The sequence below is a fragment of the Micromonospora sp. NPDC048830 genome (genome assembly GCF_043198215.1).
GTDB lineage: Bacteria > Actinomycetota > Actinomycetes > Mycobacteriales > Micromonosporaceae > Micromonospora.
The window spans coordinates 217,167-241,640 of sequence record NZ_JBICUP010000002.1 but is presented as its reverse complement, the minus strand read 5'-3'; the positions used below and the strand labels follow the sequence as shown (position 1 = coordinate 241,640).

The following is a 24,474-nucleotide window of genomic DNA, read 5'->3' as shown; positions in this document are numbered from 1 at the left end:
CGCTGATTACGTAAACCGGGAGGCCTTCCTGTGGTTCCTGCCTCTCACCGACGAGGAGGCGCGGGCGACGGCGCTGAGGCTACGGCGATGAGACCGTCCCGTCCGTATCTCCCGATGCGCCCGCTGTGAGGTCCCCGACCTCACGGACCGGTTCATCACCTGGGCCAGGACCCGAAACTGAGCCCGGTGCGGGAGGCCCGGGCCCGGCGGGATCGCCCCCGCCGGGCCCGGACGCCGCGTCACCGCAGGCGGTACGCCTGGATGATCCGCATGGTGACCGTGTTGCCGGCGGTGTCCCTCGCGGTCGCCCGCAGCGAGACGTGGCCGGCGCCAGCCGGGTGCCTGAGCGTCGCCGCCCAGCCGGAGCCCTTGCGGTGCAGCTCCGCCTTACGCCAGGTCCGGCCGCCGTCGTACGAGACGTCGACGGCCAGCGCGGCGACCTTCGCCGCCGGCGAGCCGGGCTGCCGCTCGACCGCCACGGGAATCTCGAACCTCCGGCCGGCCGGGGCGCTGTTGTCGGCGCGCAGCGGCGGGGCGAAGCGCACCGCCATCGCCGGCTGCGCGGCGTAGTCGTCGCCGGGGACGTGCCGGGAGCGGAAGGTCCAGGCGCTGGTGACCTCGGTGCTGAGGTCGGTGAAGTCGCGCTTCGCCGAGACCTCCAGCCGGTAGTCCGCCGCGCCGGGCGGCACCTCGAAGTCGCCGTACCCGGCGTAGGGGCTCTCCCCGACCAGCTCGCCGTCGCGGTACAGGGCGGTCCGCTCGGCGTCGTTGAGCGACCCGCCCGGGTGCCCGGCCGCGTCGCCGTGCACGGGCAGGTCGACCACGATCGTGTCCCCGGTACGGGTGATGCCCTCGTGCCCCCAGCGCCGCGCCGGGAACGACGGCCCGTACGGCGCCACGCCCCACGTCTCGTGGGACGTCCGCCCGGCCCGGTACGCGGTGAGCGGGCTGATCAGCACGGCCTTCGGTTCCAGCCAGCCGTCGGCGTCCCGGGTGCCGTACATCATCTCGCTGCTCCACCGCACGCCGGTCGTGTTGTAGTGCTCCACCCGCCGGCCGGGCGCGGTGGGCAGCACCACGGCGGACCCGCCCGTGTTGTACTCGGGCTCGCCCATCACGATCCGCTCGGCCTCCAGCCCCGGGTACGCGTCCCGGAAGGTGTGCACGACCGTGGCCAGGTCCCGGCTGCGATAGTGCCGCTCGAAGCCGGTCGGCATCCGGCCGGGGAACGCCTCCAGCAGCGCGTACAGGTAGGGGCTGCTGGCCGCCTCCCGGTCGGCCCACTGGCTGCCGATCGTGCCGACGAACACCTCGGGCGTGCTGTCCGGGCCGAGCTGGCCGACGGTCAGCCCCTCGAAGCCGTCGAAGCTCCACAGGCCGAAGCCGTAGATGCTCTGGTCGGCGCCGTAGAAGACCGAGCTGACGTCGACGAGCAGCGGGGTCGCGTCGCGCTGCGGCACGGTGGCCACGACCGGCTTGGCGGTGCGGGCGTCCACGGTGAGCCGGAGCGGCCGGTCGACCACCAGCTCGGGCTGGCTGAGCGTGGTGGCGCCGACGTACTCCCCGGCGTCGTCGAGCTGGAACAGGTAGCTGAGCAGCCCGTACCGGCCCTTGGGGACGCGGACGGTGGCCGTTCCGTCGGCGCTTTGGACGTCGTGGGGGAACGCGAAGCCGTCCAGGGGGGCCAGGGACGTGTAGTGGTCGCCGGTGGGCGAGCCGCCGCGGTCGAGGTGGTTGATCGTGACGTCGTAGCTCTCCACCTCGCGGTTGACGGCGATCGGGGTGACCGCCACGGCCGCGCCGGACCGGGCCACGACCCGGCCGGTGTAGTAGCCGTCGGGGCCGCCGACCCGGGTGTCCGCGGTGACCGTGGCCTGCGCCTCGCCGCCCGCGGGCACGGTGACACTGGACGCGCCGAGCCGGAACGCTCCGGCCGGGGCGGGCTGGCCGTCCGGCCCGGTCGCCTCGACCGAGAGGTCGAGGGTGACCGGGGCGGCGCCGGAGTTGCGCCAGGTCACCGTGCGGGTGATCGGCTCGTCGTCGCCGTGCGGCCAGATCGTGCGGCCGAACGACACGCTCGCCGGGGCGCTGGTGACGCCCTGGGTGATCGCCCGGGCCAGGTCGATCCGGCCCGCGCCCTGCTGGTACGCGGTCTGCCCCGGGTGGGGCCTCGCCGCGGCCATCAGGGTCGCCTTGAGCGCGCCGGCCCGCCGGTCGGGGTGCTGCTGGGCGAGCAGCGCCACCGCGCCGGCGGCGTGCGGGGTGGCCATGGAGGTGCCGGAGAGGGTCATGTACCGGTTGCCGACGGGCGCGCCGAGGTCGCTGCCGGCGGCCCGGGCGGCGACGATCCCCACGCCCGGGGCGGTGACGTCGGGCTTCAGGGCGTCGTCGCCGACTCGCGGGCCGCGGCTGGAGAACCGGGCCAGCTCGTCGTCCCGGTCGACCGCGCCGACCGCCAGGGCGGCGTCGGCGGTGGCCGGGGAGCTGACCGAGCCGTCCGAGCCGGCGTTGCCCGCGGCGATGACGAAGAGGGCGCCGGTCTGCTCGGTGAGCGACTGCACCGCCTGCTCCAGCGGGTCGACGTCCGGGCTGTTCGGCCCGCCGAGGCTCAGGTTGACCACCCTGGCGCGCTTCTCCACGGCGGCCCACTGCATGCCGGCGAGGATGGCCGACTCGGGGCAGCCGTAGACCTCGCACACCTTTCCGGACAGCAGGGTCGCGTCCGGGGCCACGCCCCGGTACTTGCCACCGGACGCCGCGCCGCTGCCGGCGACGATCGAGGCGACGTGGGTGCCGTGCCCGACGACGTCGCCCGGCTCCGCCTCCTCGGTGAAGTTGCGGGACTCCGCGAGCCGGCCGGCGAAGTCGGGATGGTCGCCGTCGACCCCAGTGTCCAGCACCGCGACCGTGACGCCGCTGCCGGTGAGCCCGGCCGCGTGCGCGGCGGGCGCGCCGATCTGCGGCACGCTGTGGTCGAGCGTGATCTGGCGCCTGCCGTCCAGCCAGAGCCGGTCGACACCCCCCGCCATGTCGACCCGGGCTCCCGCCCGGCCGGTGGTCACCGCGGCCCAGACCGCGTCGGCCCGGGCCTTGTCGGCGGTCACGGCCGCGCCGCCGATGGCCGGCAGGTCCCGGGTGACCCGAATGCCGTCGGTCGCGGCCACGGCCCGGCGGCCCTCCCCCGACCGGTACGACACCAGCAGCGGCAGGCTGTCCCGGTGGGCGTCGTCGTGGCCGGCCTCGACCAGCCCGGTGACGTCGAACAGCCGCCGGTCCACCCGGCCGGACCGCAGCAACGGCAGCGCGTCCTGGGGCAGCACGCTGACGTGCCCGTCGGTCCGCTGGACCAGGAACCGCAGCTTGTCCCGGCCGCCACCGGGACGGACGCTCACCGCGCCGGAGCCGGTGAGGGTGACCCGGTCGCCGGTGACCAGAGTGACGGTGGACGGACCGCCGGCCGTGGGCCCCGCCGGCGCGGCCTTCTGCGTGCGGGCGCCGGGGGCCGCCGGGGACGGTCCGGCCGGGGCGGCGGCGGCCGGCACGGTCAGCGGCGCGGCGAGCACCAGACCGAGGGCCAGGCCGAGGCCGAGGGGCTTTCTTCCTCTTCGATGCAACGGATCCTCCTCGTGGGGCGTCATCACTGACGAGAGGCGCACATTGACCAGAGAAGAATTGCATACTCGGTATGCATACGGAAGCACTCAAGGTGACGGATCTCGTACACAATGTCTTCCTCGCCGCCCCGGAGCGCGGGGCCGGGCGGCAGTCCTCCCGGCCCGTCAGGCCGGCGGGGGCTCGGCCAACCGGACCACCAGGTCGGCGCGGTCGGCCGTGCCGGCCACCAGGGTCGCGTTGGCCTCGTCGCTGCCCAGCGCCCAGGCCCGCGCCTGCTCGGGCGACCGCCCGTGCGCCTCGTGCCGGGCCGTCAGCCGGCGCCGCCGCAGGTCGTCGTCCAGGTCGAGGAACCACGCCTCGTGCAGCAGGGGCCGCACCTCGTCCCAGGGATACTCCGCCAAAAGCAGGTAGTTGCCCTCGGTCACCACCAGCCGGACCTCCGGCGGCACCTCGATCGCCCCGGCGACGGGCTCCTCGATGTCCCGGCGGAACTCGGGCGCCCACACCGAGGTCGGCTCCGGCTGGTGCAGCCGGCGCAGGAGCGCGACGTACCCGACGACGTCGAAGGTGTCCACCGCGCCCTTGCGGGCGTCCCTGCCGAGGCGGCACAGCTCGGCCTGGGCCAGGTGGAACCCGTCCATCGGCACCAGCCGGGCGGCCGGCCCCACCGCGGCGACGACGCGCTCGGCCAGGGTGGACTTGCCGGCCCCCGGGGTGCCGGCGATGCCGAGCAGTTGTCGGGGGCCGGCCGTGGCGAGGGCCCGGGCGCGGGCCACCAGTTCCTCGACGGGCAGCACCCGGGCGGCGGGCATCAGCCGAGGACCGGGGCGGTGATCGAGAAGCGGGCCTCCACCGCCGCCTGCACGGTCTGCGGGCGGGGGTCGAGCTCCAGCTCCGGCGGCCCGCCGGCCTGCATCCCGCCGCCGTACGCGGCGCGGGCCAGCATCGGCTGCGGGCCGCCCAGCGCGGTGTCGGCCAGCTCCAGCAGGCCCGTGACCCGGGCGCCCAGCGCCTCGGCGTACTCCCGGGCACGGACCAGCGCGTCGGCGATCGCGGCGTGCCGCGCCTCCCGGTACGCCGGGCTGTCCGGGCGCAGCGCCCACCAGGGGCCGGCGACCTCGACCTGGTCCTGGTCGGCCAGCCGCAGCATCAGCTCGCCCAGCGCGGCGAAGTCGCTCAGGGTCACGGTCGTGGCGACGCTGCCGTGCCAGGCCACCACCCGCTCGCCGGAGCGCCGCGTCTGCGGCCACACCCGCAGGTCGCCGGTCTCCCGGCGCTCCACGGCCGGCTCGGCGGAGTCGAGCAGCACCCGCACCGCGGCGGCCCGCTCGGCGAGCCGGGTCAGGGTCGTCTCCCGGTCCCGGTCCCGCGCGGTCGCGGTCACCATGAACCGGGCCAGCTCGGGGGGCACCTCCCGGTGCGCCTCGCCGCGTACGGTCACGACCGGTCCGTCCACCATGCCCTCACCCTAACGAAGGAACGGCCCCTTATTGACCCCTCGGGTATGGAAGGATTCCCGTCTCACGCCTCGGGGCCGACGGGGACGTGCCCGGCGGCGCCGGCCGCGTCCGGCTCCGGGACGTGCCCGGTGTAGGCGACCTCGCCGTCCGCCACCCGGCACGCCGTCAGGTAGCCGCCGGCCGAGCCGAGGGACAGCAGGTACTCCAGCTCGTCGTCGGCCTCGGCGCCGAGCGCGAAGCTCCGCGCGGCGGGGCGCGTCGCCCGGCCGAGCAGAGCCAGCCGCAGCCCGCGGGCCCGCTGGTAGTGCGCCACGAGGGCGTCCGCGTCGCCGGCCCGCAGCGCGGCGGCGAGCTCGTCGAGGAACGCGGTCACCCGGCCCAACTGCGCCAGGACCTGCTCGCGGTTGTTCAGCAGCATGTCCGCCGTCCGCCTGGCCGGGGTGCCGGCGACCCGGGTGCCGTCGCGGAAGCTGCCGGCGGCCAGCCCCAGCACGGCGTCCCGCAGCTCGGTGCCGGCCACCGCGCCGGCCAGGCTGCCCGCCAGCAGGTGCGGGATGTGCGAGGCGAGCGCCGCCGCCGCGTCGTGCACGTCCGCCGACATCGGCACGATGCGCGCGGCGAAGACGTCGATGACGAGAGCGGCGAGCGTACGGAACCCCGCCATCCCCGCCGCCGAGGGGCAGAGCACCCAGGCCGCCCCGTCGAAGAGGGTGGGGACGGCGGCGGCCAGCCCGGCCCGCTCGGTGCCGGCCATCGGGTGCCCGGGAACGAACCGGTCGGTCAGCCCGTACGCCGCCGCGTGGCCGGCGACCGCGCCCTTCGTGCTGCCCACGTCGGTGACCACGCACCCGGGCCGGGTGTGCCGGGTCACGGTGCGCAGCGTCTCCGGCAGGGTCGACAGCGGACCGCAGAGGAACACCACGTCCCGGTCGCGGACGGCGTCGGCCAGTTCCTCGGGGAAGTTGACGCCCCGGGCCCGCCCCTCGACGCGGGTGGCCTCGTCCGGGTCCCAGCCGACGACGTCCGTCCCGTGCTCGTGCAGGCGCAGCAGCACCGAGCCGCCGATGAGCCCGGTGCCCACCACCGCGACCCGCGGGGCGCGGCCCGGCCTGTCCACCATCGGCGTACCTCGGGGTCTCGGTCGACACATGTCGGGTTCGCCCCGACCCGGGCACCGAGGATATCGCCTGGTCGCCCGGTGCCGGCGGTGGGCACCCCGGCACCGCCGGGGATCCCGGGCGCTGTACTCCAGCGAGCCGCTGGAGAAGCGCAGCCGGGACACCCTGCTCGCGGTCTTCGAACGGATCAACGCCTGACGCCGCGGGTGCCCCGGCCGGCGCGGCCGAGGCACCCGCGGGCAGCCGGCGTGCCCCGGCCCGGCGGGCCGGGGCACGGCTGGTCAGGGTTGGGCGAGCCGCCCGGGGACCACCGCGACGTGCGCGTCGGACGCGGTCAGCGCCACCCGTATGTGCTGGGCGCCGCCCGGGCCGTAGAGGGCGCCCGCGGCGACCAGGATGCCCCGGCGGGCCAGCCAGTCGACCGTACGCCAGCAGTCCTCGCCCCGGGTCAGCCACAGGTAGAGCCCGGCCTCGGAGTGCTCCAGCGTGAAGCCGGCCCCGGTGAACGCGGCCAGCAGCCGCTCCCGCCGGGCCCGGTAGCGTTCCCGCTGCGCGTCCGCGTGCCCCTCGTCGGCGAGCGCGGCGATCATCGCCGCCTGCACCGGGGCGGGGACGATCATGCCGGCGTGCTTGCGCACCTTCAGCAGCTCGGCGACCAGGGCCGGGTCGCCCGCGACGAAGCCGGCCCGGTAGCCGGCCAGGTTGGACCGCTTGGACAGCGAGTGCACCGCCAGCACGCCGTCGTACGACCCGCCGCGGACCTCGGGGGCGAGCACCGAGACCGGCCGGGCCTCGGCCGACCAGCCCAGCGGCAGGTAGCACTCGTCGCTGGCCACCACGGCGCCCCGCTCCCGGGCCCAGTCGACCACCTTGCGCAGGTGGTTGGCCGGCAGCACCCGACCCGTCGGGTTGCCGGGCGAGTTCACCCACACGAGCCGGACCCGGGGATCGGGGCCGAGCGCGGTCAGCGAGTCGGTGCGTACGGTGGTGGCGCCGGCGAGCCGCGCCCCGTCCTCGTAGGTCGGGTAGCAGACCGGCGGCACCACGACGACGTCACCGGGGCCGAGGCCGAGCAGGGTGGGCAGCCAGGCCACCAGCTCCTTGGAGCCGATGGTGGGCAGCACGCCGAGGCCGTCGACGCCCGTGCCGCAGGCCCGGGCCGCCCAGGCCGCGATGGCGTCCCGCAGGGCGGGCGTGCCGGCGGTCAACGGATAGCCGGGTGCGTCGGACGCCGCCGCCAGCGCCTGCCGGATCACCGGGGGCACCGGATCGACCGGCGTGCCGATCGAGAGGTTGATCAGACCCTCCGGGTGCGCCGCGGCCACAGCGGCCGCGGCGTCCAGGGTGTCCCAGGTGAACTCGGGCAGCCGCGACGAGACCGGCGCGGGCCGGTTCAGTGGCCCTCTCCGCGCGGCGGCTGGGCCGCGACGAACGTCGCGTCCTTCTCCACCTTGCCGAGCTTCGACGCGCCGCCGGGCGAGCCCAGGTCCTCGAAGAACTCGTAGTTGGCCCCGGTGTAGTCCTTCCACTGCTCCGGGACGTCGTCCTCGTAGAAGATCGCCTCGACCGGGCAGACCGGCTCACAGGCACCGCAGTCGACGCACTCGTCGGGGTGGATGTAGAGCATCCGGTTTCCCTCGTAGATGCAGTCGACCGGGCATTCCTCGATGCATGCCTTGTCGAGCACATCCACGCAGGGCTCGGCGATGATGTATGTCACCGGTCTTCTCCTCCGCAAGACACGTCGCGATCACCCGCGACCGGTAAGAGCCTAGTATCTCGCCGGGGAGGGGGTCGATCGTGCTCCGACAGCAGGATGTGGGACATCGGATCGTGGTCCGGCGGATTGTGGGGATTCACGAAGGCCGGCCACTCTTCACCGACGCCCTGGGCGAACTGGTCGAGCTGAATGAGACCCACGTCACACTGGTGACCGAGCAGGGCCGGCTGCGGGTGCCGGTCGGGGAGGTACACCGGGCCAAGCGGGTGCCGGCGGCCCGGCGGCCGACGGCGTCCGCGGTGGTGGCGCTGGAACTCGCCGCCGACGAGGCGTGGCCCGCCCCCGTCCGGGACCGGCTCGGCGACTGGCTGCTGCGCGCGGCCGACGGCTGGACGGGCCGGGCGAACTCCGCGCTCCCCGTCGGCGACCCGGACCGGCCGCTGCCCGCCGCGCTGGACGCCGTGGAACGCTGGTACGCCGAGCGTGGGCAGCCGGCCATGGTGAACACGCCGCTGCCGCTCGCCGCGCCCGTCGGCGCCGAACTGGACGCGCGCGGCTGGTCCGGCCGGCCGCCGGTGCTGGTGCAGACCATCGCGCTCGCCGCGCTGCCGCCCGCCCCGCCGGAACGCGCCGGCCTGCCGCCGGTCGAGCTGGCCGCCGCGCCGTCGGACGACTGGCTCGCGGTCGCGGCCGGCCGCAAGGGCGGCCTGCCCGACGCCGCCCGGCACGTGCTCACCGCCGTGGAGCAGCTCCGCTTCGCGGAGGTGTACGCCGACGGCGAGCTGCTCGCCGTCGGCCGCGGCAGCGTCACCGGCGCGGGACGCTGGCTCGGCCTGACCCTGATCGAGGTGCTGCCGCACGCCCGCCGGCAGGGCCTGGCCACCCGGGTGCTGCGTGCCCTGACCGACTGGGGCGCCGCGCTGGGGGCGACCCACGCCTTCCTCCAGGTCGAGCAGCGCAACACGGCCGCCGTGGCGCTCTACCGGTCGCTGGGCTTCAGCACCCACCACACGTACGTGACGAGGGTGCGGCCCTGAGCCGGGCGGGCCGTCAGCGGCGGACGGGGCGGCGGGGCCTGGACGTCTTGAACTCCGCGTAGCGCTGGAGCTGCACGGAGCGGTGGTCGCGGCCCAGCGCGGTCAGGGTGAGGAAGCCGACCAGGACGCCGGCCGCGGCGGCCGCCAGGTACAGCCAGACCTGGAGGAAGAACGTGCCCGCCCCGTTGCCGAACGGGTTCGCCCCGACCAGCAACGGCCCGACGAGGATCGTGAGCAGCAGCGCGATCCCCACGGCGGCGGCCGTGTCACCGGCCCAGCGGGAGACCGGGTGGTCCTGCCCCCAGCGGAACGCGGTCACGGCGAGGATCGCCCCGATCGCGAGGAACATGCCCCACGTGACCCGGTCGGCGGCGCTGTCGTTGCCGTCGAAGCCGAGCTTGATGACCACCCGGGCGACCACGTTGACCGCGAACAGCGAACCCGCGAGCACGCCGACCGCCCGCCACCGACCCTTCATCGCACGCCTCCCGCCGCACCGCCCGCCCCACGACGGGCGCTCCTGGCACGAATGTCTACCACTGCGAGCCGAGCGGCGTCATCACCCGTCGCGGCGAACCGGCGGCGGGGCGAGCACCTGCCGGAAGCCCATCACCGCGAACGTCATGGCCCCGGCGACGATCATCGCCAGGCCGACCCAGTTCTCCCCGGAGAGCAGCAGGTCCCCCTCGTGGGTCCGCACGGCCGCCGCGCCCATCAGCACGAACCACGGCGTCGCGGGCAGCGCCACCGCCCACCGGCGGCCGACCGTCGCGTGGGCGAACCACGCCAGCGCGACGTTGGCGAGCACGGCCACCGCCGCCGACACGCCGATCAGGTGGCCGGCCACCCGGACGGTGGACAGGATCAGCTCCAGCAGGCCGGTGGCCACCGCGGCGACCACGGCCACCACCCCGCCGGAGGCCCGCAGGGCCACGTCCAGCAGCGGCCGGGATCCGCGCGGCGCGGGCGGGGGGGCTTCCGGCGGGACGACCGACATCGGCGCGGCGGGCAGGGTCACCGGACGCCGGCCGCCGCGACCGGGGTACGACCGGGATCGCCGTCGAGGACGAGCCCGGCGAAGAGGTCCTCCTCCCAGCCGTACGGGCCGGCGCCCGGCCCCTTCTCCCCCACCGCCAGGGTGTAGTACTCCACCCCCATGAACTCGGCGCCGAAGTTCCCGGCGATCGAGTAGAGCCACGAGGCGGCCGGGATCTGGGTGGCGTGCGCCCGCATCGCCGCCTCCTTCGCGGCGTGCCGGTCGGTGGCGTCGATCCGGGCGGCGATCTCCGGGTCCGGAGTGCCGAACGGCAGCTCGTCGGCGTTCTCGATGCCGGCGAAGGGGTTGTCCGACGACTCGGCGAAGTGCGTCAGGCCGGCCTCCAGGACGCTGCGCGGCATCGCCGTCCAGTAGACCTTGGCCGGGGCGATCCCCTCGACGGCGGCCAGCTCGACCGCCCGCATCGCCACCCGGTGCGCCTGGATGTGGTCGGGGTGGCCGTAGAAGCCGTTGGGGTCGTAGGTGACGAGCACCTGCGGGCGTACCTCCCGCAGGATCTCCAGCAGGTACCCGGCGGCCTCGTCGAGGTCCGCCTGCCAGAAGGCCCGGGGGTGCTCGTTGGTGGCGAGCCCCATCATCCCGGAGTCGCGGTAGCGGCCCGCCCCGCCGAGGAAGCGGTGGTCGGTCACGCCGAGCGCGGCGCAGGCCGCGGCCAGCTCGCCGATCCGGTACCCGCCGAGCTGGTCGGCCTCGGCGGCGACCAGCTGGGCCAGCTCCGGCACGTGGATCTCGCCCTCCTCGCCGAGGGTGCAGGTCACCAGCGTGACGTGGGCGCCGAGGGCGGCGTAGTGCGCCATCGTCGCGCCGGTGCCGATGGACTCGTCGTCGGGGTGCGCGTGGACCAGCAGGAGGCGGCGGTCGGGCAGCGTCGTCACGACGGTCACTCTAACCGGCAGTTCACCCCCCACCGTCCCCGACGCGTCCCCACAGGTCGGCCACATCATCCCCGGCGCCGCTCTACGATCCGACGTGTGGACTTTCCGGAGCTGGCCGCCCGTACCCACCGGTTCAGCCACGGGGCGCCGCGCGCCGTCTCCGTGGCCGACGACGGCTCGCGGGTGACGTTCCTGCGCTCGGCCGGCCCCGAGGATCCCGCCGACGCGCTCTGGCTGCTCGACACGGCCACCGGCGAGGAGCGGCTCGTCGCGGAGCCCCGCGCCCTGCTCGGCGCCGACGCCGACCCGGCCGCGCTGTCCCCCGGCGAGCGGGCGCTGCGCGAACGGCTGCGCCTCAGCGCCGCCGGCATCGGCTCGTACGCCCTCGACGTGGCCGGCCGGGTGGCCGTCTTCGCGCTGGCGGGGCGGCTGTTCCGGGCCGACCTGGTGCACGGCGACGTGGTCGAGGTGGCGACCGTCGGGCCGGTGCTCGACCCGCGGCCCGACCCGACCGGCGAACGGCTCGCGTACGTCACGGACGCGGCCGACGGGGTGCGCCGGGGCGAGCTGCGGGTGGTGGCGCCCGACGGGACCGACACCATGCTGGCCGGCGAGGACGGCGGGGTGACCTGGGGCCTGCCCGAGCACATCGCGGCCGAGGAGTTCCACCGGTACCGGGGCTACTGGTGGGCCCCGGACGGGCGCTCGGTGCTGGCCGCCCGGGTCGACGAGTCCCGGCTGCCGCGCTGGCACCTGCACGACCCGGCGGACCCGGCGAGCCCGCCGGCCACCGTCGCGTACCCCGTGGCCGGCGGGCCGAACGCGGAGGTGAGCCTGCACCTGCTCGACCTCGACGGCGGCTGGGTCGACGTGCACTGGGACCGGGAGACCTATCCGTACCTGACCTCGGTCGACTGGGCCGACGGCAACCCGCTGATCACCGTGCTGCGCCGCTCCCAGCAGCACGGCCTGGTGCTCGCGGTGGACCCGCGCACCGGCGAGACGCAGGTGCACGCCGAGCTGGCCGACCCGCGCTGGGTGGAGCCGATCCCCGGCACCCCGGCGCACCTGCCGGACGGGCGGGTGCTGGTCGGTGGCGAGCTGGCCCACGACGGATACGACGCCCGGTGCCTGTTCGCCGACGGCACCCTGCTCACCCCGCCCTCGCTGTACGTGCGCCGGGTGGTGGGCCGGCTGCCAGCCGGCGGCGGCCCGGCGGACCTGCTGGTGGAGGCGAGCGAGGGCGAGCCGAGCCAGCGGCACCTGTACCGGGTGCGGACGCTGATCGGCGCCGGCGTGGACGCCCGGCGGATGAGCGGCACCCCCGGCTGGCACACCGCGGCGGTGGGCGGCGACACGCTCGTCGTCGGCACCGCCTCGCTGGACCAGGCGGGCACGACCTGGTCGGTGTGGCGGGGCGACCGGGAGGTGGCACAGCTCCGCTCGTTCGCGGCGGCCCCGCCGTACGCGCCCCGGCCGCTGATGGTGCGGGTCACCGACCGGCGGCTGCCCAGCGCGGTGCTCTACCCGACCCACCACGTCAAGGGCACCCGGCTGCCGGTGCTGCTGGACGTGTACGGCGGGCCGGGGCACCAGGAGGTGACGGCCGCCCGGTCGGCGTGGCTGGAGCGGCAGTGGTGGGCCGAGAACGGCTTCGCGGTGGTGACGGTCGACAACCGGGGCACCCCCGGGATCGCCCCGTCCTTCGAGAAGGCGGTGCACCGGCGGGTGGCCGACGTGGTGCTGCTCGACCAGATCGACGCGCTGACCGCCCTGGCCGGCAAGCACCCCGACCTGGACCTCGGCCGGGTCGGCGTCCGGGGTTGGTCGTTCGGGGGCTGGCTGGCCGGGCTGGCGGTGCTGCGCCACCCGGAGCTGTTCCGGTGCGGGATCGTCGGCGCCCCGGTCACCGACTGGGCGCTGTACGACACGGCGTACACCGAGCGCTACCTCGGGATGCCGGAGGAGGGGGCGGACGTCTACGCGCACCACTCGCTGGTGGAGCTGGCCGCCGAGCCGCCCGTGTCGGGCGAGCCGGCCCGGCCGCTGCTGCTGGTGCACGGGCTGGTCGACGACAACGTGGTGGCCGCGCACACGCTGCGGCTGTCGGCGGCGCTGCTGGCGGCCGGCCGGCCGCACTCGGTGCTCCCGCTGACCGGCGCCACCCACATGGCGGCGGGCGGCCTCGCCGAGCGCCTGCTCAAGCTGGAGCTGGGCTTCCTGCGCACGCACCTGTCGTGACTCCTGACCACGCAAAGAGCCCCCTCGCACCACGTTGTGCGAGGGGGCCCGGTCCGCGCCCGACGGCGCGGACGTCACCGCGGAACGGTCACTGCTTGACGTACGCGTTCACGAAGGACGGGTAGCCGAAGACGCTGGAGATGAAGATCCCGCCGACCTTGGACCCGTGCACGTTGTAGGCCACGTCGACGAAGAGCGGCACCACCGGGGCGTGCTCCTTCATGATCCGCTCGTCGAGCTTGGCCCACTCCGGCCCCTGCTTCGCCGGCTCCAGGGCGAGGATCCGGTCGAACTCGGCGTTGATCGCCGGGTCGTTGAAGTACGACGAGTTGCTGTTGCCCTCGGCCTTGATGGTGCGGCCGTCGTAGAGCACCGGCAGGATCGACGCGCCGCTCGGCCAGTCCGCCGCCCAGTTGCCGATGTACAGGTCCCAGGGGTTGTCCTTCTTCTTGACCTCGTCGAGCTTCGAGTCGTCCGGGATGTTCCGGACCGTGATCTTGAAGCCGGCGCGCTCCAGGTTGGCCTTGAGCTGGGTGCCCATCTGCTGCTCGGTCGTGTTGTCCGCGACGCCGAGGACCAGCTCCGGGGTCTGGCCGCCGAGCAGCTCCTTGGCCTTGTCGATGTTGCCGGTCGCCCCGGCCGGGTACGCGTCGTACGCCTGGTAGCCGATGGTGGCCGGCGGCATCAGGGTGGTCAGCGGCTGGGCCACGGTCTGGCCGCCGAGCGCCTTGACCAGGCCCTCCCGGTCGATGGCGTAGTTCAACGCCTGCCGGATCCTCAGGTCGGTGACCCGCTGGTTGTTGATGAGGAGCTGGTTGGCGCTCGGGGTCGGGGACAGGATCGTCCGCGACTTCAGCGCCGCGTCCTGGGCGACCCGGGCGACCAGCGAGGCCGGCACGGCGTTGAAGGCGATCGCGGCCTGGTCCGCGCCGTTGTCGGCGATCACCCGGTTGTTCGCCGCGTCGGCCGTCGGGCCGAAGCTCCACACGATCTGGTCCGGGTACTGGTGGCGCACCGCGTCGGTGTTCGGGTCCCAGTGCGGGTTGCGGTCCAGGGTGAGCTGCACGCCGGCCTGGTTCTTCGCGACCTTGTACGGGCCGGAGGAGAACGGGTGCTGGTCCAGGTTGACCCCGGTGTCCTTGTCGGCCCTCAGCGGCGCGGTGGTCGGCAGCGAGACCGCGAACGGCAGGTCACAGCGGGGCTTGGCGAACTCGAAGCGCAGGGTCTTGTCGTCCGGGGTGGTCAGGCCCGGGGGCAGGGAGCCCTTGTTCTTCTTGAAGTCCCACCTGGTGTCGAACTGCGGGGTGTCGGCCAGCCACTCCTGCACGTAGGTCGGGCCGCCGGCGAGGTCCGGGTCGAAGGACCGGGCGATGCCGTACGCGATCTCCTTGGCGGTGATCGGGCTGCCGTCCTCGAACTTCACCCCGTCCTTGATCTTGAATTCCCAGACCTTGCAGTCGTTGTTGACGTTCGTGCCCGGCGTCTCGGCCAGGTCGCCGACGAGGACCAGCCCGCCCTTGCCGTCGTCCTTCCAGGTGGTCAGGTAGCGGGCGAACAGCCGCCAGCGAGAACGACACCAGGATCGGCGCCCAGATGTTCGGCAGGAGCTGCCGGAACAGCATGTGCCCCAGCCCGGCCCCGCTGGCCCGGGCGGCCTCCACGAACTCCCGCTCCCGCAGCGCGATGACCTGCCCGCGTACGAGCCGGGCCGTGCTGGTCCAGTTGAACAGCGCGAAGATGGCGATGAGCACGCCGATCTGGAACGCGGGCGGCACCTCCTCCCGCTGGCCGTAGAAGCGCAGCGCGACGGTCGGGGTGATCGCCAGCGCGATGATCAGGAACGGCATGGCCAGGGTCAGGTCGGTGATCCAGTTGACCACGGCGTCGAGCCAGCCGCCCAGGTAGCCGGCGAGGGTGCCGAGCACGATGCCGATGGCCGCGGTGATCACCGCGGCGGTGAACGCGATGAACAGCGACGTGCGCAGGCCGTGCACCATCCGGATGAAGATGTCCCGGCCCAGGCCCGGCTCCAGCCCGAACCAGTGCTCGCCCGTGACGCCCCCGGCGTAGCCGAGCGGCATGCCGAAGCCGTCCAGCCGGCTCTGGAACTGCTCCCGCGGGCCGATACCGTACAGCGCCTCGATCAACGGGGCGGCCAGCGCCACCAGCACGAAGAACGCCAGCATGCCGGCGCTGACCATCGCCGTCCGGTCCCGGCGCAGCCGGGCCCAGGCGAGCTGGCCGGGCGACCGCCCGACGAAGCCCTTCGCGTTCGCCTTCGGGTCGGCACCGTCGCCGGAGGACTCGATCTCCGCCAGCGTCACGCCCTCGACCGGGGACAGGCTCACCTCGTCACCTCCTCGCCGCCGACGCCGACCGCATCCAGCTCCGGGAAGTGGCAGGCGGTGTGCTGGCCGCCGGCCACGCGCGGCTCCAGGGCCGGCTCCCGGGTGGCGCAGATCTCCTGCGCCTTCCAGCAGCGGGTCCGGAACCGGCAGCCCGACGGCGGGTTCAGGGGGGTCGGCACGTCGCCGGCGAGCCGGATCCGGCCGCCCGGGCCGAGCGCGGTCACGTCCGGGATCGCCGAGAGCAGCGCCCGGGTGTACGGGTGCTGCGGCCGCTCGTAGATGTCCGCCCGGTCGCCGAGCTCCACGATCTTGCCGAGGTACATCACCGCGACCCGCTGGCAGAAGTGCCGCACCACGGCCAGGTCGTGGGCGATGAAGACGAACGCCAGCCCCAGCTCGCGCTGCAGGTCGCGGAGCAGGTTGATCACCTGCGCCTGGATCGAGACGTCCAGGGCGGAGACGGGCTCGTCGGCGACGATCAGCTTCGGCCGCAGCGCCAGCGCCCGGGCGATGCCGATGCGCTGCCGCTGCCCGCCGGAGAACTCGTGCGGGTAGCGGTTGTAGTGCTCGGGGTTGAGGCCGACCAGCTCCAGCAGCTCCTGCACCCGCTTCTTCACCCCGCCGGGCGGGTCGATGCCGTTGACCTGCAACGGCATCGCCACGATCCGGCCCACGGTGTGGCGGGGGTTCAGCGAGGCGTACGGGTCCTGGAAGATGATCTGCAGGTCCTGCCGCAGCGGGCGCAGCTCGCGCCGACCGGCGTGGGTGATGTCGCGGCCGGCGAACTCGATCCGCCCGGCGGTCGGCTCCAGCAGCCGCACCAGCATCCGGCCGGTCGTGGTCTTGCCGCAGCCGGACTCCCCGACCAGGCCGAGCGTCTCGCCGGGGCGCACCTCGAAGTCCAGGCCGTCGACGGCGCGCACCACGCCCTTGGTGCGGAACCCGTCGCGCACCGGGAAGTGCTTGGTCAGCCCGCTGACCTTCAGCAACGGCTCGGTCTGGCCAGTCATTGGGCCACCCCCACGTGTGCGACGTCCTCCCGGTACAGCCGGGTGCGCTCCTCGGCCGGCAGGTGGCAGGCGACCAGATGGCCCGCCTCGCCGGCCGGGCGCAGCACCGGCACCTCCGTCCGCGAGCGGTCGCCGTTGCGGTCGGCGTAGCGGCAGCGGGGGTGGAACGCGCACCCCGACGGAAGGTTGATCAGGCTGGGCGGGTTGCCGGTGATGGGCACCAGGTCCGTGTCGGCGTCGCCGTGCAGGGAGGGCACGCTGGAGAGCAGACCCCAGGTGTACGGATGCTGCGGCCGCCGGAGCACCTGCTCCACGCTGCCGTGCTCGACGGCCCGGCCGCCGTACATCACCAGCACCTCGTCGGCGACCTGGCTGACCACGCCGAGATCGTGGGTGATCATGATGATCGCGGAGTGGAACTCGCTCTGCAGGTCGGCGAGCAGGTCCAGGATCTGCGCCTGCACGGTGACGTCCAGCGCGGTGGTCGGCTCGTCGGCGATCAGCAGGTCCGGGTCGTTGACCAGGGCCATCGCGATCATCGCCCGCTGCCGCATGCCGCCGGAGAACTCGTGCGGATACTGGTCGTACCGCTTCGCCGGCTGCGGGATGCCGACCCGGCCGAGCATGTCCACGGCCCGCTGCCGGGCCTCCCGCCGGCCGGCCCGCGGGTGGTGCACCCGGTACGCCTCGGCGATCTGCCGGCCCACCGTGTAGTACGGGTGCAGCGCCGACAGCGGGTCCTGGAAGATCATCGCCATGTCCCGGCCGCGCAGCCTGCGTACCTCCTCCTCGGGCAGGCCGACGAGCTGTCGGCCGCCGACGGAGATCTCGCCGGTGATGGTCGTGCGCTTGGCGCTGTGCAGGCCGAGGATCGCCAGCGAGGTGACGCTCTTGCCCGAGCCGGACTCGCCGACGATGCCGAGCGTGCGCCCCCGCTCGACGGCGAAGGAGACCCCGTCGACCGCGCGGACCGTGCCGTCCTCGGTGTCGAAGCGTACCCGCAGGTCGCTCACCCGCAGGTACGGACCGTCGCCCTCCCGCTGCTCCGGCACGCTCGGGCGGTCGTCCGGTTGGCCGGACGGCGCCGGTGCGGGCTTGTCCACGACCGCCTCCCCCAGTGACGAAGTGAAGAGAACTTACAACACATCACTGAGGGCGAAAATAAGCTACAAGCCGGGCGGCTGTCAGCGTGCCTCAGGGTAACGACTCGACAACGCCGTCACTACCCCTGAACTGGGCCCTTCCACCACCCCCGACATCCACCACACGACGCACGCCGGGTGCGACGATGGTGGTTGCTGACACAGGAGGATTTCCGGCCGGCACGAGGTGGAGGTGACCATGACCGCGGCGGTGTTCGACCACAACGGACCGTGGACGGAAGAGGAGTACCTGGCCCTCGGCGAGACGTCTCAGCGGGTCGAACTCTTCGACGGGAGCCTCCACGTGACCCCAGCCCCCACCCCACGGCACCAGCGGATATCGCGCAAGTTGGGCAACAAGCTCGAAGCGGCGGCCGAGTCCGTCGGGCTGGAGCTGCTGGAAGCCGTGAACGTCCGGCTGCGTCCCGGCCGCATCCCCATCCCCGACCTCGTCGTCACCAACCCGGTCGACCTCGACGAACTCAATGTCGAAGCGCATGACGTCCGGCTGGTCTGCGAGATCATCTCGCCGAGCAACGCGGCCACTGACAAGGTGTTGAAGATGCACTACTACGCCGCCGCCGGCATCGAGTGGTACCTGCTGGTCGAGCAGGACACCGGCTCGCTGCACCTCTACCGACGCCGGGGCGCCCACTACGCGGAACACTCGGCGGCCAAACGGGGCGAGGTGCTGGAGCTGACCGAGCCGGTGCGGGCCAGCATCCGCCCGGAGGATCTCGTCCCCTGACCGGCGGCGGTGCGGCGGTCGGGCTGGTCGCACCAGGTCGTCTCGGGTAGGTAGAGCCTGCGGTCGATCAGCGCCCGACCGGCGGGTGTCACGTAGGCCAGGAACACCCCGACCTGGCTGTTCTCGATCCGATCGGCGGTGCCTGTGTACTGCCGTCCCACACCGCCGTACGCAACACCCGCTGCATCGCCTGCGGATCGCAGTGACCCGCCCGTTCAGCAAGGGTCAAGATGATCTACCTTCATCGAACCCCTCTCCGCGCTCGTGGCGCGCTTGAACATCAAGCTAAGCCTGGGCGCAGGATGCCGCGGTGCCGGCGTGTCGCACGGTAACTGATACGGAGTGGGTGGACAACGACTCCTGAATGAGGCTGCGGGCACGGCTGATCTCGTCCGACGGCAACGCAGCCAAGACGTTCTCGAGCGGATTCACGCGGCGCGCGTGGTCGAACCTCTGGACGTCATGTTCCGACATCCCTGTGATGCCTTGAGAGTTGTCGACCGCGAGCGTGGGCGTGGGCATTTCAGCACGGTCCGACGATTGCGCACGTTGCGGGCGGTACAGCATTTTGCGAGCTATCCCGTAGTGAGCTGCGGACAACTTCCGCCGTTCTTCGTAAATGTCGTGCGCCGCGACCAGGACGGACACGGTCAGGTCGTCGAAGGCTCGGGTTTTGGCCGTGCTCCGTTGAATGACCTCGGCGAGTGTCGGCGCGCGGGCCGCCCGGTCCAAGCGCTTTCCTTCGGCGGACATCATCGACCCGGCACGATCGCGCAGCCATTGTTCGTGTCTGATTTGTGGCATACCGAATATGGCGTCCCGTGCCAGCGACTCCACTTCATGTGGGCCGCTTGGGGCCTCCGCCTTGGCTTCCCACGGCACACCGAACTGTCGGATCTGGTTCATAAAGACGTCGATGGAGAATTCTCCCCGTGGATCTTGCCCGCGGGCAAAGTTCGCCATCCGCTGACGAAAGCTCCGCAGGAACGCGTGACTAGCGAGTAGACGCGACAGTGACTCTTCCGACACCGCTGACACCGCGCCAGAAACGATCGGGTCCAGCGATCTGTTGGCTGCGGAGCCGAGCGCCGCGCCAACTTTGAACAGTTCCCACAGCATCACTTCGCTGGCAGTGCCGGTCCAGGTACGCACCCGTGGGCCGTCGAATACGCCTTCGGACCGGCTGTGCAGGTCACCATCGAGGCGGACCTCGACCGTAGGAACGTTCCAACTGATGATCGACGTGAACGACTGCCACGGCGGGTGCCCAGAAGCAGATTGGACGGCGAGTCGGGCGTAATAGTGGCGGAAAGAAAGGTCGCCAGCCGTCGTACTGTCGAGCACAGCGTCGGTGCGGCCGTGGACCAGCGCGAGTCGTACCAGGGCGCTGCCCCAGAAGCCGAGATCGACGAGCAGTCGCCGACATGTCGGCGTGGGCACCTGGTCCGGGCGCGCTGGCAGCGCAGCGAGACGATGGCTCATGTCGGCGGCGAGCCGCTCGAACGCGGCAGGGCTGTTGAGCGCTTCGGTTATGCGCGCCGGTAGATGATCGAGAGTCCAGCGGGAGATCTGTTCGGAGTAGGCATCCATGCCGGGGTCGCCCATCGAGAGAAGCGAGTGGGACGCGAAGGTCGGCGCATCAGGTGAGCACGGGCGAAGTGATCATCACCACTGGCTGAGCGATCAGTCAATCATTCGATTGGCCCGTCTGGTTCGCCGTCTACCGCCGCCCGCCTCGCGGCCAACGCCGCCGCTCGGGCGCGACGAGGACACCGTCGTCATGCGCGAGGAGCGCGCTGACCGTGGCGCCCTGCACAGCGTCGAGCTGCCCCATGAAGGCGACGTCGATCTCCGCCAACCGGAGGTGGGCAGGTTCCAACCTCAGCCGGCCAGCGCCCACGAGGAGCGCCTGCGGGTCGGCGTGGCCTGCCCGTTCAGCGAGGGACCAGCAGGTTTTGCGTTCCACGCCCGACAACAGTCCTTCCACGAACTGCCCGGCGGTCGCACATGGCTCCGCCCGTTGAAGCAGGAACCCACCGGAGCGCGGCGTGAGCCGCGTGGGAGGAATCCCGGCCCTTCGAGGCCGGGAGGACGTCAAGGATGTCGGTCCGGTCGCCTAGGGTCGGGGCCATGACCGGATTCGACGCGGCGTCCGCCGCCGTGCAGGCCGCCCTCGACGCGGGCGCCCGGTACGCCGACGCCCGGGTGATGCACCGCCGGTACGAGTCGATGTCCGCCCGTAACGGCGAGATCGAGGAGCTGACCCAGGACGAAAGCCTCGGGCTGGGCGTCCGGGCGCTGGTCGGGTCGAGTTGGGGCTTCCACGCCGTACCCGATCTGTCGGACGCGGCGGCCTGCGACGCCGGCGGGCGCGCCGCGCGGATCGCCGCGGCGAGCGCGCGCGTGCCCGGCCCGCCGATCGACCTGGTGCCGGTCGAGCCGACCACCGCGAGCTGGTCCTCGCCCTGCGAGGTCGACCCGCTCGGGGTGGCCCTGTCCGACAAGGGCGACCTGCTGGTCGGCGCCACCGCGACGATGGCCGCGCACGGCGCGGACGTCGCCGAGGGGCTCTACCAGATCTGGGACACGGCGAAGTGGTTCGTCTCCAGCGAGGGGCACCGCATCGACCAGCGCATCCGGGAGTGCGGCGGCGGCGTCTCCGCCACCTCCATCGGCGACGGCGAGACCCAGCGCCGGTCGTACCCCAGCTACCGCGGCCAGTACGGCACCACCGGCTGGGAGCTGGTCACCTCGCTCGACCTGGCCGCGCACGCCGCCCGGATCGCGGAGGAGAGCCGAGCGCTGCTGACCGCGCCCGAGTGCCCGGCCGGCGAGACCGACCTGATCCTCGGCGGCGAGCAGCTCGCGTTGCAGATCCACGAGTCGGTCGGGCACGCCATCGAGCTGGACCGCATCCTCGGCTGGGAGGCCGCCTTCGCCGGCACGTCCTGGCTGGACCTGGCCCAGCTCGGCTCGCTGCGCTACGGCTCCGAGCTGATGAACGTCACCATCGACCCGACGATCCCCGGCGCGCTGGGCAGCTTCGGCTTCGACGACGAGGGCTCCCCGGCGGTCCGGCGCGACGCGGTACGCGAGGGCCGGTGGGTGGGCGTGCTCGCCGGCCGGGACTCCGCCGCCGTCGCCGGTCTCGATCACGGCGGGAGCGTACGGGCCGACGGCTGGGCCCGGCTGCCGATGGTCCGGATGACCAACGTCGGCCTGGAGCCCGGCCCGCACACCCTCGACGAGATCATCGCCGCCACCGACGACGGGGTGCTGATGGACCTGAACCGCTCCTGGTCGATCGACGACAAGCGGCTCAACTTCCAGTTCGGCTGTGAGATCGGCTGGGAGATCAAGAACGGACGGCGGGGGCGGATGCTGCGCAACCCCACGTACACGGGGATCGGCCCGCTGTTCTGGCGCTCGATGGACATGCTCTCCTCGGAGACCGTCGCGTGGGGCACGCCGAACTGCGGCAAGGGCCAGCCGGGTCAGGTGGGGCACACCGGCCACCCGGCCGCGCCGGCCCGCTTCCGCAACGTCCGGGTGGGGGTCCGCGCATGAGCGAGCGCAGCGAGCGAATCAGCCGGCTCAGCGCCACAGCTCATGACGGCGCCGAGCGCAGCGAGGTGACGGCATGAGCAACGATGTGGAACGGCACGTGCTGGATCTCGCCGGCCGGGTCGTCGAGCTGGTCCGCGAGTTGGCCGGGCCCGCCGCCGAGGCCGAGGCCGTGGTGACCCGGACGGATCTGGCGCTTACCCGGTTCGCCAACTCCTTCGTGCACCAGAACGTGGCCGAGTCGGGCGTCGCCGTGCGGCTGCGGCTGCACGCCGAGGGCCGGACGGCCGCCGGGAGCGGCAGCGTGGTCACCCCCGACGGGCTGCGCGCGCTGGTCGAGCGCACCCTGGCCGCCGCCCGGCTCTGCCCGCCCGACCCGGCCTGGCCGGGGCTGACCCCGCCGTCGCCGACCCCGGCCGCCCCGGCCTGGGACGAGGCCACCGCGTACGCCGAGCCGGACGAGCGGGCCGAGCGGGTCCGCGCCTTCGTCGCCGCCGTCGGCGGGCTGGAGGCGGCCGGCTACTGCCGGACGGCGTACCTGGTGTCGGCGTTCGCCAACTCCGCCGGGCACGCGACGCACGGCAGCGCCGCCGAGGCGGCCATGGACGGCATCGCCCGCGCCGGCGGGGCGGACGGCGTCGCCCGCCTGCACGCCGACCGGCTGGCCGACGTGGACGGAGCGGCGCTGGGTGCCACGGCCGCCAGGAAGGCCCGCGCGGCCGTCGACCCGGTCGAACTGCCGCCCGGCCGGTACGAGGTGGTGCTGGAGCCGGCCGCCGTGGCCGACCTGCTGAACAACTTCTCCATCTGGGGCTTCAACGGCAAGCGGTACGCCGAGCGGCAGTCCTTCGCCGAGCCGGGCGCCGCGCAGTTCGACCGGTCGGTGACGCTGGTCGACGACCCGCTCGGCGGGTCCGGGCTGCCCTTCGACCTGGAGGGCGCCGGGCGGCGGGCGCTGACCCTGGTGGACGCCGGCACCACGGTCGCCGTGGCGCACGACCGGCGCAGCGGCGCGGAGGCCGGCACGGGCTCGACCGGGCACGCGGCGCCGGCCGCGGCCACCTTCGGCCCGATGCCCCGCAACCTGCGCCTGGCCGGGCCCGCGCGACCGTCCGGCGCCGGGCGGGTCGCGCCGGCCGGGCCGGCGGCGGGCACGGAGGCGCCGGCCGGGCCGGTGCTCGACGAGGCGACGGCCGCCCTCGTCGCCGGGATGGAGCGCGGCCTGCTGGTCAGCGACCTCTGGTACACCCGCGTGCTGGACTCGAAGAGCCTGGTGATCACGGGCCTGACCCGCAACGGCGTCTGGCTGGTGGAGGACGGCGTGCCGACCCGGGCGGTGCGCGACCTGCGCTTCACCGAGTCGTACCCGCGGGCGCTCGGCCCCGACGCGGTGCTCGGCATCGGCGACCGGCCGGTCCGGCAGCCGGACCGGGTCGAGGGGGTCTGGTGGGACGCCCCGGCGCTGCGGCTGGCGGCCTGGAACTTCACCGGCGGCGCGTCCGGCTGATCCGCCGGATCGGGGATTTTCCCGGGCCGGGACACACGGGCACTCCCCTGCGCGAACAGCCTGCGGAGATCGGCGTAACGTGTGTCAATTAGCTGCGCCGGTACACCCGGTGCGGTCGGTGGTGTGCGCGTGACGTGGCAGCGGGGTGCGGGTTCGCCGGTCCGCGTGCCGACCGGAACATGATGCCGCCCGTTGAGGGCCCGTCAGGGAGACGACTCGAATGACATCAACGGCAACGAGGCCGCGGGGAGCGCGAGCGCGCGCCGCCATAGCGGCGAAGACGTTGCGGACGGACCGCTGGTGGTTTGCCCCACTGATCACCGTCGTCGGTCTCACCGCCTGGGTCGCGTACGCGACGGTCCGGGTCTTCATGCACGACTACTACTGGGTGGACGCGTACCACTACCTGACTCCGTTCTACTCCCCCTGTGTCACCGAACGGTGCGTCGAGGGCGCCTCGCACTTCGGCAGCTTCCTGCCCGGCTGGTGGATCATCCCGGACGCGGCGCTGACCCTGCCGTTCCTGCTGCTGTTCCGGCTGACCTGCTACTACTACCGCAAGGCGTACTACCGGTCGTTCTGGCTGTCGCCGCCGGCCTGCGCCGTGCCGGACGGGCACCAGACCTACGGCGGCGAGACCCGGTTCCCGTTGCTCGGGCAGAACCTGCACCGCTACTTCTTCTACGCCGCCGCCATCATCTCGCTGATCAACACGTGGGACGCGATCCTGGCCTTCCACTCGCCGAAGGGCTTCGGCTTCGGCCTGGGCAACCTCGTCCTGCTCGGCAACGTGGTGATGCTCTGGGCGTACACGATCTCCTGCCACTCCTGCCGGCACATCATCGGCGGCCGGCTCAAGCACTTCTCCAAGCACCCCGCGCGGTACAAGGCGTGGACGCTGGTCTCCTGGCTGAACGTCCGGCACATGCAGCTCGCCTGGATCACCCTCGGCACCCTGGCGCTGACCGACTTCTACGTCATGGCGGTCGCGGCCGGGTGGTTCAACGACCTGCGGTTCATCAACTAGAGGGC

At 73.5% G+C, this 24,474-nt stretch carries 21 protein-coding genes and 2 pseudogenes; 7 read left to right on the top strand and 16 right to left on the bottom strand.

Annotation, left to right across the window (positions count from 1 at the left end; genetic code table 11):
• Positions 1-239: 239 nt before the first annotated feature.
• From ACGFIZ_RS03515 to ACGFIZ_RS03500, 4 genes are all read right to left on the bottom strand, one after another.
• Positions 240-3,638 carry a S8 family serine peptidase gene (locus ACGFIZ_RS03515; RefSeq protein ID WP_393415630.1) on the bottom strand — a complete coding sequence of 1,133 codons (3,399 nt, stop codon included), beginning with the start codon at positions 3,636-3,638 and terminating at the stop codon, positions 240-242.
• A gap of 141 nt (positions 3,639-3,779) precedes the next feature.
• On the bottom strand, positions 3,780-4,427 hold the full coding sequence (locus ACGFIZ_RS03510; RefSeq protein ID WP_393415419.1) for a nucleoside/nucleotide kinase family protein: 648 nt from the start codon (positions 4,425-4,427) through the stop codon (positions 3,780-3,782).
• Positions 4,427-5,074 (bottom strand): SIMPL domain-containing protein, encoded by a 648-nt coding sequence (locus ACGFIZ_RS03505; protein WP_393415416.1) that lies wholly within the window; start codon positions 5,072-5,074, stop codon positions 4,427-4,429. Before ACGFIZ_RS03505 ends, ACGFIZ_RS03510 begins: the two co-directional genes overlap by 1 nt.
• Before the next feature lie 62 nt (positions 5,075-5,136).
• A complete protein-coding gene (locus tag ACGFIZ_RS03500) occupies positions 5,137-6,195 on the bottom strand; it encodes a prephenate dehydrogenase (RefSeq protein ID WP_393415413.1) in 1,059 nt (352 codons plus the stop codon).
• A gap of 28 nt (positions 6,196-6,223) precedes the next feature.
• Between ACGFIZ_RS03500 and ACGFIZ_RS03495 the strand changes: the two genes are divergently transcribed.
• Positions 6,224-6,391 carry a hypothetical protein gene (locus ACGFIZ_RS03495; RefSeq protein WP_393415410.1) on the top strand — a complete coding sequence of 56 codons (168 nt, stop codon included), beginning with the start codon at positions 6,224-6,226 and terminating at the stop codon, positions 6,389-6,391.
• 83 nt (positions 6,392-6,474) lie between these two features.
• Here ACGFIZ_RS03495 and dapC read toward each other — a convergent pair whose 3' ends face one another.
• The gene (dapC, locus tag ACGFIZ_RS03490) at positions 6,475-7,590 is read right to left on the bottom strand and encodes a succinyldiaminopimelate transaminase (RefSeq protein WP_393415628.1); all 1,116 of its coding nucleotides are present in this window, start codon (positions 7,588-7,590) and stop codon (positions 6,475-6,477) included.
• Positions 7,587-7,913, bottom strand: coding sequence for a ferredoxin (gene fdxA, locus ACGFIZ_RS03485; protein WP_347670928.1), 327 nt, complete (start codon positions 7,911-7,913; stop codon positions 7,587-7,589). The genes dapC and fdxA overlap by 4 nt, the downstream gene beginning before the upstream one ends.
• 80 nt (positions 7,914-7,993) lie before the next feature.
• Between fdxA and ACGFIZ_RS03480 the strand changes: the two genes are divergently transcribed.
• Positions 7,994-8,950, top strand: coding sequence for a GNAT family N-acetyltransferase (locus tag ACGFIZ_RS03480; RefSeq protein ID WP_393415406.1), 957 nt, complete (start codon positions 7,994-7,996; stop codon positions 8,948-8,950).
• Positions 8,951-8,963: 13 nt separating this feature from the next.
• Here ACGFIZ_RS03480 and ACGFIZ_RS03475 read toward each other — a convergent pair whose 3' ends face one another.
• The 3 genes from ACGFIZ_RS03475 to mshB all read right to left on the bottom strand — a co-directional run bounded on the left by ACGFIZ_RS03475 (position 8,964) and on the right by mshB (position 10,891).
• Positions 8,964-9,428 carry a hypothetical protein gene (locus ACGFIZ_RS03475; RefSeq protein WP_393415403.1) on the bottom strand — a complete coding sequence of 155 codons (465 nt, stop codon included), beginning with the start codon at positions 9,426-9,428 and terminating at the stop codon, positions 8,964-8,966.
• A gap of 81 nt (positions 9,429-9,509) precedes the next feature.
• Positions 9,510-9,947: a hypothetical protein gene (locus ACGFIZ_RS03470; RefSeq protein WP_393415626.1), complete on the bottom strand. Its 438-nt coding sequence runs from the start codon at positions 9,945-9,947 to the stop codon at positions 9,510-9,512.
• Positions 9,948-9,964: 17 nt separating this feature from the next.
• The gene (gene mshB, locus ACGFIZ_RS03465; RefSeq protein WP_393415400.1) at positions 9,965-10,891 is read right to left on the bottom strand and encodes an N-acetyl-1-D-myo-inositol-2-amino-2-deoxy-alpha-D-glucopyranoside deacetylase; all 927 of its coding nucleotides are present in this window, start codon (positions 10,889-10,891) and stop codon (positions 9,965-9,967) included.
• 87 nt (positions 10,892-10,978) lie between these two features.
• Between mshB and ACGFIZ_RS03460 the strand changes: the two genes are divergently transcribed.
• On the top strand, positions 10,979-13,123 hold the full coding sequence (locus ACGFIZ_RS03460) for a prolyl oligopeptidase family serine peptidase (RefSeq protein WP_393415397.1): 2,145 nt from the start codon (positions 10,979-10,981) through the stop codon (positions 13,121-13,123).
• An 88-nt stretch (positions 13,124-13,211) separates the two neighbouring features.
• On the opposite strand, the gene ACGFIZ_RS03455 is transcribed toward ACGFIZ_RS03460, so the two are convergent.
• The 4 genes and pseudogenes from ACGFIZ_RS03455 to ACGFIZ_RS03440 form a co-directional block, all read right to left on the bottom strand.
• Positions 13,212-14,615, bottom strand: coding sequence for an ABC transporter substrate-binding protein (locus tag ACGFIZ_RS03455; RefSeq protein ID WP_393415624.1), 1,404 nt, complete (start codon positions 14,613-14,615; stop codon positions 13,212-13,214).
• A 121-nt stretch (positions 14,616-14,736) separates the two neighbouring features.
• Positions 14,737-15,447 (bottom strand): annotated as a pseudogene (locus ACGFIZ_RS03450) (ABC transporter permease); the annotation flags it as partial.
• 20 nt (positions 15,448-15,467) lie between these two features.
• Positions 15,468-16,481: an ABC transporter ATP-binding protein gene (locus ACGFIZ_RS03445; RefSeq protein WP_393415395.1), complete on the bottom strand. Its 1,014-nt coding sequence runs from the start codon at positions 16,479-16,481 to the stop codon at positions 15,468-15,470.
• Positions 16,478-17,533, bottom strand: a complete 1,056-nt coding sequence (locus ACGFIZ_RS03440) for an ABC transporter ATP-binding protein (RefSeq protein ID WP_393415622.1) — start codon at positions 17,531-17,533, stop codon at positions 16,478-16,480. The genes ACGFIZ_RS03445 and ACGFIZ_RS03440 overlap by 4 nt, the downstream gene beginning before the upstream one ends.
• Before the next feature lie 289 nt (positions 17,534-17,822).
• Between ACGFIZ_RS03440 and ACGFIZ_RS03435 the strand changes: the two genes are divergently transcribed.
• Positions 17,823-18,371, top strand: a complete 549-nt coding sequence (locus ACGFIZ_RS03435; protein WP_393415392.1) for a Uma2 family endonuclease — start codon at positions 17,823-17,825, stop codon at positions 18,369-18,371.
• On the opposite strand, the pseudogene ACGFIZ_RS03430 reads toward ACGFIZ_RS03435, so the two are convergent.
• The 3 genes and pseudogenes from ACGFIZ_RS03430 to ACGFIZ_RS03420 form a co-directional block, all read right to left on the bottom strand.
• Positions 18,371-18,550 (bottom strand): annotated as a pseudogene (locus tag ACGFIZ_RS03430) (transposase); the annotation flags it as partial. The gene ACGFIZ_RS03435 and the pseudogene ACGFIZ_RS03430 overlap by 1 nt on opposite strands.
• A 106-nt stretch (positions 18,551-18,656) precedes the next feature.
• Positions 18,657-19,976, bottom strand: coding sequence for a hypothetical protein (locus ACGFIZ_RS03425; protein ID WP_393415389.1), 1,320 nt, complete (start codon positions 19,974-19,976; stop codon positions 18,657-18,659).
• 115 nt (positions 19,977-20,091) lie between these two features.
• A complete protein-coding gene (locus tag ACGFIZ_RS03420; RefSeq protein WP_393415386.1) occupies positions 20,092-20,337 on the bottom strand; it encodes a hypothetical protein in 246 nt (81 codons plus the stop codon).
• 164 nt (positions 20,338-20,501) lie between these two features.
• On the opposite strand from ACGFIZ_RS03420, the gene ACGFIZ_RS03415 reads away from it, so the two are divergent.
• The 3 genes from ACGFIZ_RS03415 (at position 20,502) to ACGFIZ_RS03405 (ending at position 24,469) form a co-directional block, all read left to right on the top strand.
• On the top strand, positions 20,502-21,938 hold the full coding sequence (locus tag ACGFIZ_RS03415) for a TldD/PmbA family protein (RefSeq protein ID WP_393415384.1): 1,437 nt from the start codon (positions 20,502-20,504) through the stop codon (positions 21,936-21,938).
• Positions 21,939-22,011: 73 nt separating this feature from the next.
• A complete protein-coding gene (locus ACGFIZ_RS03410; protein WP_393415381.1) occupies positions 22,012-23,442 on the top strand; it encodes a metallopeptidase TldD-related protein in 1,431 nt (476 codons plus the stop codon).
• Between the two features lie 220 nt (positions 23,443-23,662).
• Entirely contained in the window at positions 23,663-24,469 is an 807-nt protein-coding gene (locus ACGFIZ_RS03405) for a hypothetical protein (protein ID WP_393415379.1), read from the top strand.
• Positions 24,470-24,474: the final 5 nt, after the last annotated feature.